Source organism: Rhizobium sp. Root1220, assembly GCF_001426265.1.
Lineage (GTDB): Bacteria > Pseudomonadota > Alphaproteobacteria > Rhizobiales > Rhizobiaceae > Rhizobium.
The window spans coordinates 74,740-89,227 of the sequence record NZ_LMDG01000012.1; the positions used below are offsets into that span (position 1 = coordinate 74,740).

Consider the following 14,488-nt stretch of genomic DNA (forward strand, 5'->3'; position numbering starts at 1 on the left):
TTCGATAGTTGTTTGCAGGAATGGAGAGATGCCAAATTTCGTCACTGACCTTAAACATGCCGCAGAACTGCTGCGGCGATCGCAACGTATTCTGGTGATCGGCTGCTCCGGTGGTGGAAAGACAACCCTTTCGAACAAGCTCGCGCCTAGGCTCGGTCTCCGTCACATCTCGATGGATCGCGACTTCTATTGGTTGCCGGGCTGGGTGAAACGCCAGAAGGTAGAGGAGCGGCAGATGATCGCGGCTGCTGTCGCGTCCACGCGCTGGTTGATGGACGGCACGGGTTCGTCCAGCTTCGATCTGCGGCTGCCGCGGACTGACTTTGTGCTGTGGGTGCGATTGCCACGCTGGCGTTGCCTAATGGGCGTCACCGGGCGGTGGCTAAGGTGGTGGGGCAGGGCACGGCCTGAAATGGCGCCGGGCTGCCCGGAAAAGCTTGACCTCGAATTTCTGAGTTTCATATGGAATTTCGAGCGTCGCTACGTTCCGTATATCATTGCCGCAATGGATCGGTTCGGCCCGGATGTGCCAGTCCTGCAGTTGAAATCTCATCAAGAAATGCGCCGCCTTCTTGATCTTCTCGTCTCTCCCGCTTAACTGCCGGTCATGCCTCAGTTCGAAACGCATCGCCCCGTCCCGCACTCCGCCGAACAGATGTTCGATCTTGTCGCCGACATTGAGCGATACCCGCAATTCCTGCCGCTCTGCGACGGCCTGACGATTCGCAGCCGCAAGGAGCGCGACGGCAAGGTGCTGCTGATCGCCGACATGACCGTCGGCTACAAGGCGATCCGCGAGACGTTCGCGACGCAGGTGTTGTTGAACAAGGCGGAGCGCATCATCGACGTGAAGTATATCGATGGGCCTTTCAAGTATCTCGACAATCGCTGGCGTTTCGAAGACACCGCAGCCGGCTGCGATGTCCATTTCTTCATCGACTATGAATTCAAGAGCCGCATGCTGGGGATGCTGATGGGAACGATGTTTGATCGCGCCTTTCGGATGTTTTCCGAAGCATTCGAGACGCGTGCCGCGAAGATCTATGCCTGAGCGAGCTCCAGGATCATGCCGAGCGCCGTCCTGACGGTTGCAAGGCGCACCTGGTCCCGACCGATGTCGCCATAGAGCATCTTTCGATGGGTTAACCGGCCCGCGCGTGACTTTACCGCGAGATGGACGAGCCCAACTGGCTTGTCGGTCGATCCGCCACCGGGACCGGCAATGCCTGTCACCGCTACGGCAATCGCGGCCCGCGACCGGAAAAGCGCTCCGTGTACCATCTGCCGTGCGGTTTCCTCTGAAACTGCGCCGTAGCGGGCGAGCGTGGCGTCCTCAACGCCGAGCATCTCGATCTTTGCCGTGTTCGTATAGGTGACGAAGCCCCGGTCGACGACGGCTGATGAGCCCGAAATGTCGGTCAGTGCGCCCAATATCAGACCCCCCGTGCAGGATTCGGCCGCCGAGACCATCAGGCCCGCAGCACTGAAGTCGCGGATGATCATCTCCGCTTGTGACGCGATATCGACAGGGAATAGGCTCACGGCTTGCTCCCCTGGTAGACGACAGTGGCGGTCGCGATGGCCGCGATACCTTCCCGACGGCCGACGAAGCCGATCGTCTCGTTGGTGGTGGCCTTGACGGAGCATCGATCGATTGAGATTCCGAGAAACTCCGATAGCTTTGCACGCATGGCGTCGCGATGCGGACCCACTCTCGGCGCTTCTGCGATCAGGGACACGTCGGCGTTCATAATCGTGCCGCCGCGTTCGCGCACAATCTTTGCCGCATGCTCGATGAAGATGCGCGACGGCGCGCCCTTCCATTGCGGGTCCGATGGCGGAAAATGATCGCCGATATCGCCGGCACCGCAGGTAGCTAGTAGCGCGTCGGTCAACGCATGCAGCGCAACGTCTGCGTCCGAGTGTCCCTTCAGTTTCTGATCATGCGGGATGAAGACGCCGCACAAGGTGACGCCGTCGCCGGGTACGAGTTGGTGTACGTCGTAGCCGTTGCCGGTGCGCACATCGGGAAGCGCGTTTCTCGAGAGCCTGCTGTCCGCCATCGCTATGTCCCGCTTGACCGTCAGTTTTACGTTATCCGCCATTCCTTCGACAATCTGGACCGCCATGCCCGCCCATTCCGCAATTGCCGCGTCGTCGGTGAAGTGGGTAATATTGGCAGCGGCAGCCTTTTCGTGCGCGGTGAGAATCGGCCCGAAGGCGAAGGATTGCGGCGTCTGCGCCGCGTAGAGCTGTGCGCGCGAGACTGTCTGAACCACGCTTCCCACAGCATCGGCGCGCTTCAGCGTGTCGGCGACCGGCATGGCCGGCAGCACGGCCGCTGCTCCGTCGGACAGCGCCGCGACGATCCGATCGAGCAAGGCGTGATCAAAGAAAGGCCGCACCGCGTCGTGGATCAACACGTGCGACACGTCTTTGCCTCGCAGGTGGCGCAAGCCCGCGAGCACGGACTGCTGACGCGTTGCGCCGCCGTGGACGACGTCGATTGGTGTTGTCGCTGATATGTTGTCGCATGCCAGGGCAAACAGCGCTTCGTCGTCTGGATGAATCACAACGACAATACGGCTTGTCCGCGCCCAGCTACGAAATTGATCGAGCGTGTGCGCGATGACAGGCTTGCCGCCAATCATCCGGTACTGCTTCGGCCCCTCTTCGGACGCGCCGGCGCGCTCACCGCGGCCGGCGGCCACAACGACAATTCCGGCCGATATCGGTTGCTTTTGATGCATTGGCGGCATAAATCCCAGATAAGCAGAATTTGAACAGGTGCTCTAACGGCTTGGCGCACCGAATTCCAGCATTTGCCCGAAAAATATCAATTCGCGCGCTGCCCCCTTGGCAAGCCTTTCAAATCTGTCTAAAAATAATGCACATGTCCGATGCGCCTGAAAGATAATCAATTGTCTGACGTAGACCTCGCAACACCCTTGCGGATCGGATCAGTCGCGGTCAGGAACCGCATCGTCCTGGCGCCGATGTCCGGCGTGACGGACATGCCTTTCCGGCAACTCGCGTGGCGTCACGGTGCTGGGCTTGTGGTGACGGAAATGGTCGCCAGCCGGGAACTTGTCAACAGCACATCCGAATCTTGGGCACGGCTTCAGAACGCAGGGTTCAATCCGCACATGGTTCAGCTTGCCGGTCGCGAGGCGCACTGGATGGCGGAAGCCGCGAAGATCGCCGCCGACAACGGCGCTGATATCATCGACATCAACATGGGCTGCCCGGCAAAAAAGGTGATCGGTGGCTACTCCGGCTCGGCGTTGATGCGGGATCCTGACCATGCGCTGAGCCTCATCGAGGCGACCGTCAAGGCGGTCGATGTTCCGGTCACGCTGAAAATGCGGCTTGGCTGGGACGAAAACTCAATCAACGCGCCGGAGATCGCTCGCCGCGCCGAGGAGGCAGGCGTCCAGCTCGTTACCATTCACGGTCGCACCCGAATGCAGTTTTACGAAGGGCAGGCTGATTGGAACGCGATTCACGCCGTGCGCGATGTCCTTTCCATTCCTCTGGTCGCCAATGGCGATGTCGAAACCGTCGAAGATGCACACGAGATCCTGCGTCGCTCCGGCGCCGATGCCGTCATGATCGGCAGAGGGTGTCAGGGCAGGCCATGGCACGCCGGTGTTCTTGCGGGCGCGGTGGCGCCCGAGGCCTGGGAAATTCCGGGCATCGCGACCGAGCATTATCGGATGATGCGGGAGTTCCATGGAGAATCGGTGGCTGTCCGTCATGCGCGCAAGCATCTCGGCTGGTATCTGGAGCGCTTCGCGCCTGGGCTGGCCGTTTCGGAAAAAGCAGCGATCATGACCTCCCGCGATCCCCTTGAGGTTTCTGCGCGCTTTCATGATGCATTGATGGCTGCCGTGTCTAACGCGCAGACCCGGGAGGCTGCATGACCAAGAACCTGCCGTCATCGACAGAGCACGACGGCAATGCGGTCGCGATGGCCGTGCTCAACGCCATTCAGAATCCGGTTGTGATGGTCGACGAGGGCGGGCTCGTGGCCTTTGCGAATTGGGAGGCTGAGGCATTCTTCGGTGCCAGTGCTGCGCACCTTGCCCGCTACAGGATCTCGACATTCATTCCCTTCGGAAGCCCTTTGCTCGCATTGATCGACCAGGTGCGCGAACGAAGAGCACCGATCAACGAGTACCGCGTCGATCTGAGTTCGCCGCGGCTCGGACAGGATAAGCTCGTAGACATATATGTTGCGCCTGTTATCAGCGATCCCGGGTCGGTGGTGATCGTTTTTCAGGAACGGTCGATGGCCGACAAGATTGATCGCCAGCTGACGCACCGCGCGGCGGCGCGCTCCGTGACAGGTCTCGCCTCGATGCTGGCGCATGAGATCAAGAATCCGTTGTCGGGCATTCGCGGCGCCGCCCAATTGCTGGAGCAGTCGGTCAACGACGAAGATCGCGCGCTGACGCGCCTCATCTGCGACGAGACAGACCGGATCGTCTCCCTCGTTGACCGAATGGAGGTTTTCTCCGACGAGCGACCTGTTGACCGCGTGCCGGTCAACATCCACTCCGTCCTAGATCATGTCAAAGCCGTTGCCAAAGCTGGTTTTGCCAGACATTTGCGTATTACCGAGAACTATGATCCCTCGCTGCCGTCGGTCTATGCGAACCGTGACCAACTCGTGCAGGTCTTCCTCAATCTTGTGAAGAATGCTGCCGAAGCCGTCGGCGATCGTCCCGACGGAGAGATCCAGCTGACGACGGCCTACCGACCCGGCATCCGCCTCTCTGTCGCCGGTACGCGCGAGAAAATCTCTCTGCCGCTGGAGTTCTGCGTGCAGGACAACGGACCCGGCGTACCCTCTGACCTGCTGCCGCACCTTTTTGACCCGTTCATCACTACAAAGACCAACGGAAGCGGACTCGGCCTGGCACTCGTCGCCAAGATCATCGGTGACCATGGCGGCATCATCGAATGCGACAGTCAGAGCAATCGCACCACCTTCCGCGTTCTCATGCCTGCGTCCAAGGATGCATCGCTGGAAGACGCTACGAACACAACTCCCACAGGACTTTCTCGATGACAGCTACGATCCTCGTCGCGGATGATGATGCGGCCATCCGTACCGTGCTCAATCAGGCCTTGAGCCGTGCCGGTTATGACGTCCGTATCACCTCGAACGCCGCCACGCTTTGGCGCTGGGTTTCGGCGGGCGAGGGCGATCTCGTGGTGACCGATGTCATCATGCCTGATGAGAACGCCTTTGATCTGTTGCCCCGGATCAAGAAAGCGCGGCCTGACCTGCCGGTGCTGGTCATGAGCGCCCAGAACACCTTCATGACCGCCATCAAAGCCTCGGAGAAGGGCGCCTACGACTATCTTCCAAAGCCCTTCGACCTGACCGAGTTGATTGGCATCATCGGACGGGCGCTATCGGAGCCCAAACGCAAGCCCGTGAAGCTTGATGAAGATATGCAGGACGGAATGCCGCTCGTTGGCCGCTCGGCTGCAATGCAGGAGATCTACCGCGTTCTCGCGCGTTTGATGCAGACCGACCTGACGCTGATGATTACAGGAGAGTCCGGGACAGGCAAGGAACTGGTCGCAAGAGCGCTCCATGATTACGGCAAGCGTCGCAACGGCCCGTTCGTAGCCATCAACATGGCCGCGATCCCGCGCGACCTTATCGAGTCCGAGCTGTTCGGTCACGAAAAGGGTGCGTTCACCGGCGCACAGACCCGGTCGACCGGCCGATTCGAACAGGCTGAAGGTGGAACGCTGTTTCTCGATGAGATCGGCGATATGCCGATGGATGCTCAGACGCGCTTGCTACGTGTTCTCCAGCAGGGTGAGTATACCACCGTCGGCGGACGCACACCGATCCGGACGGACGTTCGCATCGTCGCTGCGACCAACAAGGATCTGAAGCAGGCGATCAATCAGGGCCTTTTCCGTGAGGACCTGTATTATCGCCTTAACGTCGTTCCGCTGCGTTTGCCGCCGCTTCGCGACCGTGCCGAGGATATTCCGGACCTGGTCCGCCACTTCATACAGCAGGCGGAGAAGGAAGGACTGGGTACCAAGCGTTTCGACCAGGAAGCGCTGGACCTGATGAAGGCCTATGCCTGGCCGGGTAACGTTCGCGAGCTGGAGAACCTCATCCGTCGTCTGATGGCACTTTATCCACAGGATGTGATTACTCGCGAAATCATCGAATCCGAGCTGCGCGCCGACGTGCCGGACAGCCCGATCGACAAGGGGCCAATCCGCACCGGCAATATGACGATCGCCCAGGCTGTCGAGGAAAACATGCGGACGTACTTCGCTGGATTCGGCGATAGCCTTCCGCCGCCGGGCCTGTACGACCGCGTCCTGACCGAAATGGAATACCCGCTGATCCTCGCTGCGCTCACGGCGACACGCGGTAACCAGATCAAGGCCGCCGATCTCCTGGGGCTCAACCGAAATACACTGCGCAAGAAGATCAGAGAACTTGGCGTGTCGGTTTACAGGAGCTCTCGTACAGCTTGACAATGTGACGGACGACGTTGCATTTTCGCCACAATGCGTTGCTTATAAGTCACGCATGGGGTTTGTGCTTTTGCACGGTCTTCGGATTTTCGCGGTCCTCTATCGATGTCGCTCGAGTGAGAGGTCCGGTTCCGATCCGTTCGCGAAGCACGGCAGACGCTTTGGTCTGCCGCAGGAGAACTAAGCGAATGAAGCAGGATGCAGTGCCGCCGGCGGCGGAAGGCGAGTCTGTCACGACTGTGACGGATCGCCGTGCGCTGTTTGCGCTGCCGGGTCTGGTCCTTGCCGGAGGTGCGCTGCTTTGTGCGACAGTGACCTTGTTCGTGCTCCTTGGACTGACCCCGATAGCCCCGACGTATCATGTCGTCATCACCTCCGTCGTTGTGAATTCCTTCTTCGTTCTCGGGTTGATCGCCCTGATAGGACGCGAGGTTGCGAGGTTGTTCAAGGCGCGCAAGCGAGGTCGCGCCGCAGCACGTCTCCACATTCGCATCGTCGTGCTGTTCTCGATCGTCGCGATCACACCAGCCATTCTCGTTGCCATTTTTGCCAGTATCACGCTTAACGCCGGTCTTGACCGCTGGTTTGCCTTGCGGACGCAGTCGATCATCAGTTCGTCCCGCAACATCGGGCAGGCCTACATGATGGAGAACGCCAGCTATCTTCAGGGGCAGACGGTCTCCATGGCGAACGATCTCGAGCGCAATAGGGCGCTGTTCAATCTCGACCGCACCGGTTTTTCGGACCTCATGACGCGCCAGGCTAGGGGACGCGGCCTTCTGGGTGCCTTCCTCGTGAACGGGGATGGCTCGGTGATCATTCAGGCAGACATCGACACGGAAAAGCCGCTGCCGGCGATCCCACAGGATGCTTTGAACAAGGCGGCCGCCGGGCAACCGACGTTGATACCTCCCGGCGTTACCAACCTCGTTGGCGCGATAATCAAGTTGGAGGTGATCGACGGTGCATTCCTCTACACCGTTCGCGCGGTCGACCCAAAAGTCATGGGCGCGATGCGTATGATGGAGGAGAATGCGACCGAGTATAAATCAATGGAGGCCGGCCGCCTCTCGTTGCAGGTCGCGTTTGCCATCCTCTACATCGGTTTCGCGCTGATTGTGCTGCTTGCTGCGATCTGGACCGCCATTGCCGTCGCTGACCGCATCGTCCGGCCGATCAGACTGCTGATCACCGCTGCCGACAGCGTCGCCTCCGGCAACATGGATGTTATCGTTCCGGTACACGCCGTCGACGGTGACGTCGCCAATCTCTCGCGCACTTTCAACAAGATGATTTCCGAAATCCGCACGCAACGCGACGAAATCCTGGAGGCAAAGGACGAGGTCGACGATCGCCGCCGCTTCATCGAAGCTGTTCTGTCCGGCGTCACCGCTGCCGTGATCGGTGTCGAAAATGATCGGCGTGTCACCATCGTTAACAGTTCCGCCGAAGCGCTGATGTCGCTTTCTGCATCGGACATGCTTGGGAAGTCGCTTTCCGAGATCGCACCCGAGGTCGATCAGGTGCTGACTGAAGCTGCCTCGCGATATCGTGGCGATTTCCGCAAGCAGATCGCCCTCGTTCGCGGCGGGACCGTCCGCACGCTGAGCGTCCAGGTGACGCGCGAGGAAGTCCGCGACCTGAGCGAGTCCTACGTTATCACGCTGGATGACATCACCGATCTCGTCATCGCGCAGCGCTCGACCGCATGGGGCGACGTCGCTCGCCGGATCGCTCACGAAATCAAGAATCCGCTGACGCCGATCCAGCTGTCGGCGGAGCGTATCCAGCGCCGTTACGGAAAGCAGATCGACCAGTCGGATCGCAGCGTCTTCGACCAGTGCACGGAGACGATCATCCGGCAGGTCGGCGATATAGGCCGCATGGTCGATGAGTTTTCCTCTTTCGCCCGAATGCCGAAGCCAATCAAGGAACCAAGCGATCTGCGCAAGATCCTTCACGATGCGGTGTTCCTGCGCGAGATGGGCAATAGTCATGTGACATTTGGCCAGGAACTTGGCGAGGCGCCGCTTGAAGGCCAGTTCGACAGCCGCATGCTGGGTCAGGCATTCGGAAACCTCATCAAGAACGCCGTGGAGTCCATTGAAGCTGTCCCTGTCGATGAGCGCGACGAGCGGAAGATCCTTGTCCGCGCCTCTCTGGAACAGTCCCGAGATCGCTTCACTGTCGACATCATCGACAACGGTCGCGGCCTGCCGGTCGAGAACCGGCACAGCATTCTGGAGCCCTATACGACGATGCGTGACAAGGGCACCGGCCTCGGCCTCGCCATCGTCAAGAAAATCATCGAAGAGCATGGCGGGCAGCTTGAGCTGCATGATGCGCCATCTGATTTTGACAGGGGAAGAGGGGCAATGATCCGCGTGCATCTGCCACGCCAGGAGAACCCGCCCATCGCCCCCGCCGCAAGTGATAAGGAAAGCGTTTATGGCATCTGATATTCTCGTCGTCGATGACGAGCATGACATTCGCGAGATCGTTTCAGGCATTCTCTCGGACGAAGGCCACGAAACGCGCACGGCGCATGACAGCGACAGCGCGCTGGCGGCTATATCCGACCGCGCGCCGCGGCTTATCTTTCTCGATATCTGGATGCAGGGCAGCAAGCTCGACGGTCTTTCGCTGCTGGACGAGATCAAGACACGCCATGCCGACATTCCGGTCGTGATGATTTCGGGCCACGGCAACATCGAAACAGCCGTCTCAGCCATCAAGCGCGGCGCCTTCGACTTCATCGAGAAGCCGTTCAAGGCCGATCGACTGATCCTGATCGCCGAGCGTGCGCTGGAGAATTCAAAGCTGAAACGCGAGGTTTCCGAACTGAAGCGCAAGGCCGGTGACCCTGTCGAACTGATTGGAACGTCCGTCGCCGTTTCGCAGTTGCGCCAAACCATCGAAAAGGTTTCGCCGACCAACAGTCGCATCATGATTCTAGGCACATCCGGCTCCGGCAAGGAGCTGGTGGCCCGGATGATCCATAGAAAGTCCACGCGCTCGAGCGGTCCCTTCGTCGCGCTGAATGCTGCGAACATCACGCCGGATCGTATGGAGATCGCACTCTTCGGCACGGAAGGCTCTCCCGGGCAGGCGCGCAAGACAGGCGCGCTGGAGGAGGCGCACCGCGGCATTCTCTATCTCGACGAGGTCGGCGAAATGCCGCGCGAGACACAGAACAAGATTCTGCGTGTGCTTGTCGACCAGCAGTTCGAGCGTGTTGGCGGTTCGAAGCGGGTGAAGGTCGATGTGCGCATCATCTCCTCCACGGCCTACAACCTGGAAAGCCGCATCGCTGAAGGCTGGTTCCGCGAGGATCTCTATCATCGCCTGGCTGTCGTGCCGGTCAAGGTGCCGGCGCTTGCGGAGCGCCGCGAAGACATCCCGTTCCTTGTCGATCAGCTCATGCGCCAGATCTCGGAGCAGGCGGGTATCCGCCCGCGACGCATCGGCGACGATGCCATGGCTGTTCTGCAGGCGCACGACTGGCCGGGAAACATCCGCCAGCTCCGCAACAACATCGAACGCCTTATGATTCTGGCGCGCTCGGACGGTCCCGATGCCCCGATCACGGCGGAGATGCTACCGACCGATCTCGGCGACATGTTGCCTAAAGTGTCGGCGAAGAACGACTATCACATTATGACGTTGCCGCTCCGCGAGGCGCGTGAGATGTTCGAGAAGGACTATCTCATCGCCCAGATCAACCGATTCGGGGGTAATATTTCGCGCACGGCTGAATTCGTAGGCATGGAGCGCTCGGCGCTTCACCGCAAGCTCAAGTCTCTCGGCGTTTGACGCAGGGCGGCGCTTAGCGCCGTCCACCGCTTTCTATTCCATCCTTCAGGTTTCCCATGCCCAGAATAGCCTATGTGAACGGTCGATATGTTCGGCATTCGAGTGCCATGGTGCACATCGAGGATCGAGGTTACCAGTTCGCCGATGGGGTCTATGAGGTCTGCGAAATCAGACACGGCTATATCGTTGACATGACCCGCCACCTGAACCGGCTGGATCGCTCGCTCGGCGAGTTGCGAATTTCCTGGCCGATGAGCCGAGACGCACTGACACAGGTGATTCGCCAGACGTTGCGCCGCAACCATGTTCGCAACGGCCTCTTCTACCTCCAGGTCACCCGTGGCGTCGCGCGACGCGACCACGTGTTCCCGGTGCAGGGTACACCGCCTTCGCTGGTGATTACGGCGAAGAGCACCGATCCCTCGATCATCGCCGCCAAGAATGCCAACGGCATCAAAGCAATCACCGTTTTCGACAATCGCTGGGACCGGGTCGACATTAAGTCCGTCGGTCTCCTGCCGAATGCCATGGCTCGACAGCAGGCAAAGGAGGCGGGCGCTCAGGAGGCGATATACATCGACGCCGACGGGATGGTGAAGGAGGGGGCCGCTACCAACGTCTGGATCGTCGACCGTAATGGCACGCTTGTCACACGACCCGCCGATCACGGCATTCTACGGGGCATCACCCGCACGACGCTGATGGACGTTGGCGCCAAGCTTGAGCTGAAGATCGAGGAGCGCAACTTCTCGGTTCCGGAGATGTTAGGTGCACGCGAAGTTTTTATTACTGCGGCCACGAGCATTTGCTTCCCGGTTGTGTCTATCGACGGCCAAACAATCGCCAATGGGCATCCCGGCAGCATATCCCATAAAATTAGGGAGGTCTTTTTCGACGTTGCGGAAAAGATTGCGATTTGATACCAAGGCGTTCTGGGCAGAGGGGATGAGGGTTTCGGCTGCCTGCAGGCGAGGTTGATTAGTATTTCACCGGCAAATAAGGCCGGCAATAAAGAAAGAAGCGGCGCGATGGCGGAACGTTCTCAGAATCTGCAAGATCTATTCCTCAATACTGTTCGCAAGCAAAAGATTTCACTGACAATTTTTCTTATTAACGGCGTTAAGCTGACGGGTGTTGTCACCTCTTTCGACAATTTCTGTGTTCTGCTTCGTCGTGACGGCCATTCGCAACTCGTGTATAAGCACGCGATCTCGACGATCATGCCCGGTCAGCCGATGCAGATGTTCGAGAGCGAAGAAGCCGCGTCCTAACAGGATCTGCCACTATCTCGACACGCGATACCAAGAACGATTCCATCATCCCGGAAGCCCCAAAGCATCGGGACGATATGCGTGCGACCGTCATCGTGCCTGTGCTCAAGCAGGGGCGGGGCGGAAGTAATGCTGAAGGTGCCGGGGCGGTCACGCGCACGCCCGAAAGCCGCCTCGAAGAAGCGACCGGCCTCGCGCAGGCGATTGACCTTGACGTTGTCAAGGGAATGATCGTCTCCGTGAACGATCCACGCCCCGCGACGCTGATGGGCAGCGGCAAGATTGAAGAGATCAAGGCGCATCTCGACGAGAATGACTCGGGCCTGGTGATCGTCGACCATCCACTGACGCCGGTGCAGCAACGCAATCTCGAGAAGGAATGGAACGCCAAGGTCATTGACCGAACCGGCCTCATTCTTGAAATCTTCGGCCGTCGTGCATCGACCAAGGAAGGCACGCTCCAGGTTGATCTTGCGCATCTGAACTACCAGAAGGGCCGACTGGTCCGCAGTTGGACCCACTTGGAGCGTCAGCGCGGTGGCGGCGGCTTCATGGGGGGGCCGGGTGAAACCCAGATCGAAGCCGACCGTCGCATGCTGCAGGACCGCATTATCAAACTCGAGCGGGAGCTGGAGCAGGTGGTTCGTACGCGCCAGCTTCATCGGGCCAAGCGCAGGAAGGTGCCGCACCCGATCGTGGCACTGGTCGGCTATACCAATGCCGGGAAGTCAACGCTCTTCAACCGCATCACCGGTGCCGGTGTCCTTGCAGAAGACATGCTGTTTGCTACGCTCGACCCGACGCTCCGGCGCATGAAGCTGCCGCATGGACGGACGGTGATTCTCTCGGATACCGTCGGCTTCATATCCAATCTGCCGACGCACCTTGTCGCCGCCTTCCGCGCGACGCTCGAAGAGGTACTAGAAGCGGATCTGATCCTGCATGTTCGCGACATGGCTGACGTCGACAATCAAGCGCAGAGCGCCGACGTACTGCGGATCCTGAAGGACCTTGGCATCGACGAGGCCGAGGGTGACAAGCGCATCATCGAGGTCTGGAACAAGATCGATCGTCTGGAACCTGAGTTTCACGATGCAATCGTGCAAAAGTCAGAAGGCGCCGCGAATGTCGTTGCCGTGTCCGCGATCAGCGGCGAGGGTGTCGATCATTTGATGAATGAGATCAGCCTCAGGTTGTCCGGGGTGTTGACCGAAGCGACGGTCCTGCTGCCTGTCGAGAAGCTGGCGCTACTTCCTTGGCTCTACGATCACGCTATCGTCGATAGCCGCGAGGACAACGAGGATGGATCGATAACGCTCGATGTCCGCCTGTCAGAGACGGAGGCTGTCGAACTTGAGCGCCGGCTGGGGAAGGGTCCGAAGTCGCAGCGCGAGGACTGGCAATAACCCGCTAGGCGAGCTGTCGCTCGATGGCTTTCGCCGCCTGCCAGATTTCTTCCATCCGCTCCAGCGTTGCGGCCTCTAGCGTTTCACCTTCCGCGTGAAGAGTGGTTTCGATGTGATTGAAACGGCGGCGAAACTTGGTGTTCGTTCCACGAAGCGACTGCTCCGGGTCGGCTTTCACGTGCCGGCCGATGTTGACGACAGCAAAGATCAGGTCGCCGAGTTCATCGCTGACCTTCGCCTGATCGCCGTGCTTCAACGCCTCCCGAAGCTCGCCGATCTCCTCCTCGATCTTGTCGAGGATCGGTTCCGGCGCGGACCAGTCGAAGCCGACTTTGGCAGCACGCTCCTGCAGCTTGAGTGCCTCGGTGAGCGCGGGGAAACTGCGCTGCACTGATCCAAGAAATCCAGCCTTGAAATCTTCGGACAGACCCCGCCTTGCACGCCGCTCGGCACGCTCGCGTTTTTCGGCCTGCTTGATCTCGTCCCACTGCTTCTTGACGGCGTCTGGTGTGTCGGCGTCGGAGCGTGCGAAGACATGGGGATGGCGTCGGATCATCTTCGTCGTGATTGCCTCGACGACATCACCGAAGGAAAACTCTCCTGCTTCCTCAGCCATGCGCGCGTGGAAAACCACCTGCAGCAACAGATCGCCGAGTTCGTCGCAAAGGTCGTCCATGTCGTCGCGTTCGATCGCGTCCGAGACCTCATAGGCCTCCTCGATCGTATAGGGCTTGATTGTCTCGAAGGTCTGGACGATGTCCCATGGGCATCCCGTCTCCGGGTTGCGCAGGTCAGCCATGATCTGGATCAGGCGCGAAATATCCTTTGAAGGTTGCATGGTCTCTCAGTTCAGCGGAATGTCGTTGGCACCCTTGGACGATTGATAGCTATTCGAGAGCGCGTCGTAGCGGGCCTTGATCCGCGCCGTCTGTGTTTTCAAGTCGGCTTTCAGCTTCCCATTTTCCGCCTCGACGAGATCAGCGATGGCAAAGCTCTTCCAGAAAGCGTTCTGGCGTCGGTAGCCACCAGGTTCCAGCCCGAAGACCTCTTTGAGAATCCTGAGGTCGTGCGGAATGGCAAAGGCGTCGCGCGAGTCCTCGTGGCTGAAAAAATAGTAGAAATTGTCGAAGCCGGCCCAGGTGATCGCCGACATGCACATCGTGCATGGTTCGTGTGTCGACAGAAAGATAAGGTCTTTCGTGGCGGGCTTTTCACCAAGCTCATAGAAGCGCTTCAGTGTATGCACTTCGCCGTGCCAGAGTGGGTTCGCGAGTTCGTTGTTGGTTTCCGCGATCACTAGGGACAGATCGGACTTGCGAAGAATGGCGGCGCCGAACACCTTGTTGCCGACGGCAACGCCTCGTTCGGTCAAGGGCAGGATATCCTGTTCCATGACGTTGAGCAGGCGGGCAGCGATGGTGTTGTCCGGCATGGCTTTCTCCTTAGTGGAACCACTCTATCGCCGGCGACCCGAGA

14 protein-coding genes are annotated in these 14,488 nt (G+C 59.5%); 10 read left to right on the forward strand and 4 right to left on the reverse strand.

Annotation, left to right across the window (positions count from 1 at the left end):
- The first annotated feature begins 28 nt into the window (after window positions 1-28).
- Window positions 29-598 carry an AAA family ATPase gene (locus ASC90_RS09725; protein WP_056538941.1) on the forward strand — a complete coding sequence of 190 codons (570 nt, stop codon included), beginning with the start codon at window positions 29-31 and terminating at the stop codon, window positions 596-598.
- 9 nt (window positions 599-607) lie between these two features.
- Window positions 608-1,051: a type II toxin-antitoxin system RatA family toxin gene (locus tag ASC90_RS09730; protein ID WP_056538944.1), complete on the forward strand. Its 444-nt coding sequence runs from the start codon at window positions 608-610 to the stop codon at window positions 1,049-1,051.
- On the opposite strand, the gene ASC90_RS09735 is transcribed toward ASC90_RS09730, so the two are convergent.
- Together ASC90_RS09735 and ASC90_RS09740 are read right to left on the reverse strand one after the other, a co-directional pair.
- Window positions 1,042-1,542, reverse strand: coding sequence for a CinA family protein (locus ASC90_RS09735; protein WP_056538947.1), 501 nt, complete (start codon window positions 1,540-1,542; stop codon window positions 1,042-1,044). The genes ASC90_RS09730 and ASC90_RS09735 overlap by 10 nt on opposite strands.
- Window positions 1,539-2,759, reverse strand: coding sequence for a bifunctional 2-C-methyl-D-erythritol 4-phosphate cytidylyltransferase/2-C-methyl-D-erythritol 2,4-cyclodiphosphate synthase (locus ASC90_RS09740; protein ID WP_056538949.1), 1,221 nt, complete (start codon window positions 2,757-2,759; stop codon window positions 1,539-1,541). The genes ASC90_RS09735 and ASC90_RS09740 overlap by 4 nt, the downstream gene beginning before the upstream one ends.
- A gap of 141 nt (window positions 2,760-2,900) precedes the next feature.
- On the opposite strand from ASC90_RS09740, the gene dusB reads away from it, so the two are divergent.
- From dusB to hflX, 8 genes are all read left to right on the forward strand, one after another.
- Window positions 2,901-3,923, forward strand: coding sequence for a tRNA dihydrouridine synthase DusB (dusB, locus tag ASC90_RS09745; RefSeq protein ID WP_056538952.1), 1,023 nt, complete (start codon window positions 2,901-2,903; stop codon window positions 3,921-3,923).
- Window positions 3,920-5,074: a nitrogen regulation protein NR(II) gene (locus ASC90_RS09750; protein ID WP_056538955.1), complete on the forward strand. Its 1,155-nt coding sequence runs from the start codon at window positions 3,920-3,922 to the stop codon at window positions 5,072-5,074. Before dusB ends, ASC90_RS09750 begins: the two co-directional genes overlap by 4 nt.
- Complete coding sequence (gene ntrC, locus ASC90_RS09755; protein WP_056538958.1) at window positions 5,071-6,522, forward strand: nitrogen regulation protein NR(I); 1,452 nt, start codon at window positions 5,071-5,073, stop codon at window positions 6,520-6,522. Before ASC90_RS09750 ends, ntrC begins: the two co-directional genes overlap by 4 nt.
- Before the next feature lie 188 nt (window positions 6,523-6,710).
- Window positions 6,711-8,981: a PAS domain-containing sensor histidine kinase gene (locus ASC90_RS09760; protein ID WP_056538961.1), complete on the forward strand. Its 2,271-nt coding sequence runs from the start codon at window positions 6,711-6,713 to the stop codon at window positions 8,979-8,981.
- Window positions 8,971-10,335: a sigma-54 dependent transcriptional regulator gene (locus tag ASC90_RS09765; protein ID WP_056538963.1), complete on the forward strand. Its 1,365-nt coding sequence runs from the start codon at window positions 8,971-8,973 to the stop codon at window positions 10,333-10,335. Before ASC90_RS09760 ends, ASC90_RS09765 begins: the two co-directional genes overlap by 11 nt.
- A gap of 56 nt (window positions 10,336-10,391) precedes the next feature.
- Window positions 10,392-11,255, forward strand: a complete 864-nt coding sequence (locus ASC90_RS09770) for a D-amino-acid transaminase (protein ID WP_056538966.1) — start codon at window positions 10,392-10,394, stop codon at window positions 11,253-11,255.
- A gap of 108 nt (window positions 11,256-11,363) precedes the next feature.
- Window positions 11,364-11,606, forward strand: coding sequence for an RNA chaperone Hfq (gene hfq / locus ASC90_RS09775; RefSeq protein WP_003539403.1), 243 nt, complete (start codon window positions 11,364-11,366; stop codon window positions 11,604-11,606).
- Between the two features lie 77 nt (window positions 11,607-11,683).
- The gene (gene hflX / locus ASC90_RS09780; RefSeq protein WP_056538969.1) at window positions 11,684-13,012 is read left to right on the forward strand and encodes a GTPase HflX; all 1,329 of its coding nucleotides are present in this window, start codon (window positions 11,684-11,686) and stop codon (window positions 13,010-13,012) included.
- 4 nt (window positions 13,013-13,016) lie between these two features.
- Here hflX and mazG read toward each other — a convergent pair whose 3' ends face one another.
- Window positions 13,017-13,850 (reverse strand): nucleoside triphosphate pyrophosphohydrolase, encoded by an 834-nt coding sequence (gene mazG / locus ASC90_RS09785; RefSeq protein WP_056538973.1) that lies wholly within the window; start codon window positions 13,848-13,850, stop codon window positions 13,017-13,019.
- A gap of 6 nt (window positions 13,851-13,856) precedes the next feature.
- Window positions 13,857-14,444 carry a nucleoside deaminase gene (locus ASC90_RS09790; RefSeq protein ID WP_056538976.1) on the reverse strand — a complete coding sequence of 196 codons (588 nt, stop codon included), beginning with the start codon at window positions 14,442-14,444 and terminating at the stop codon, window positions 13,857-13,859.
- Window positions 14,445-14,488: the final 44 nt, after the last annotated feature.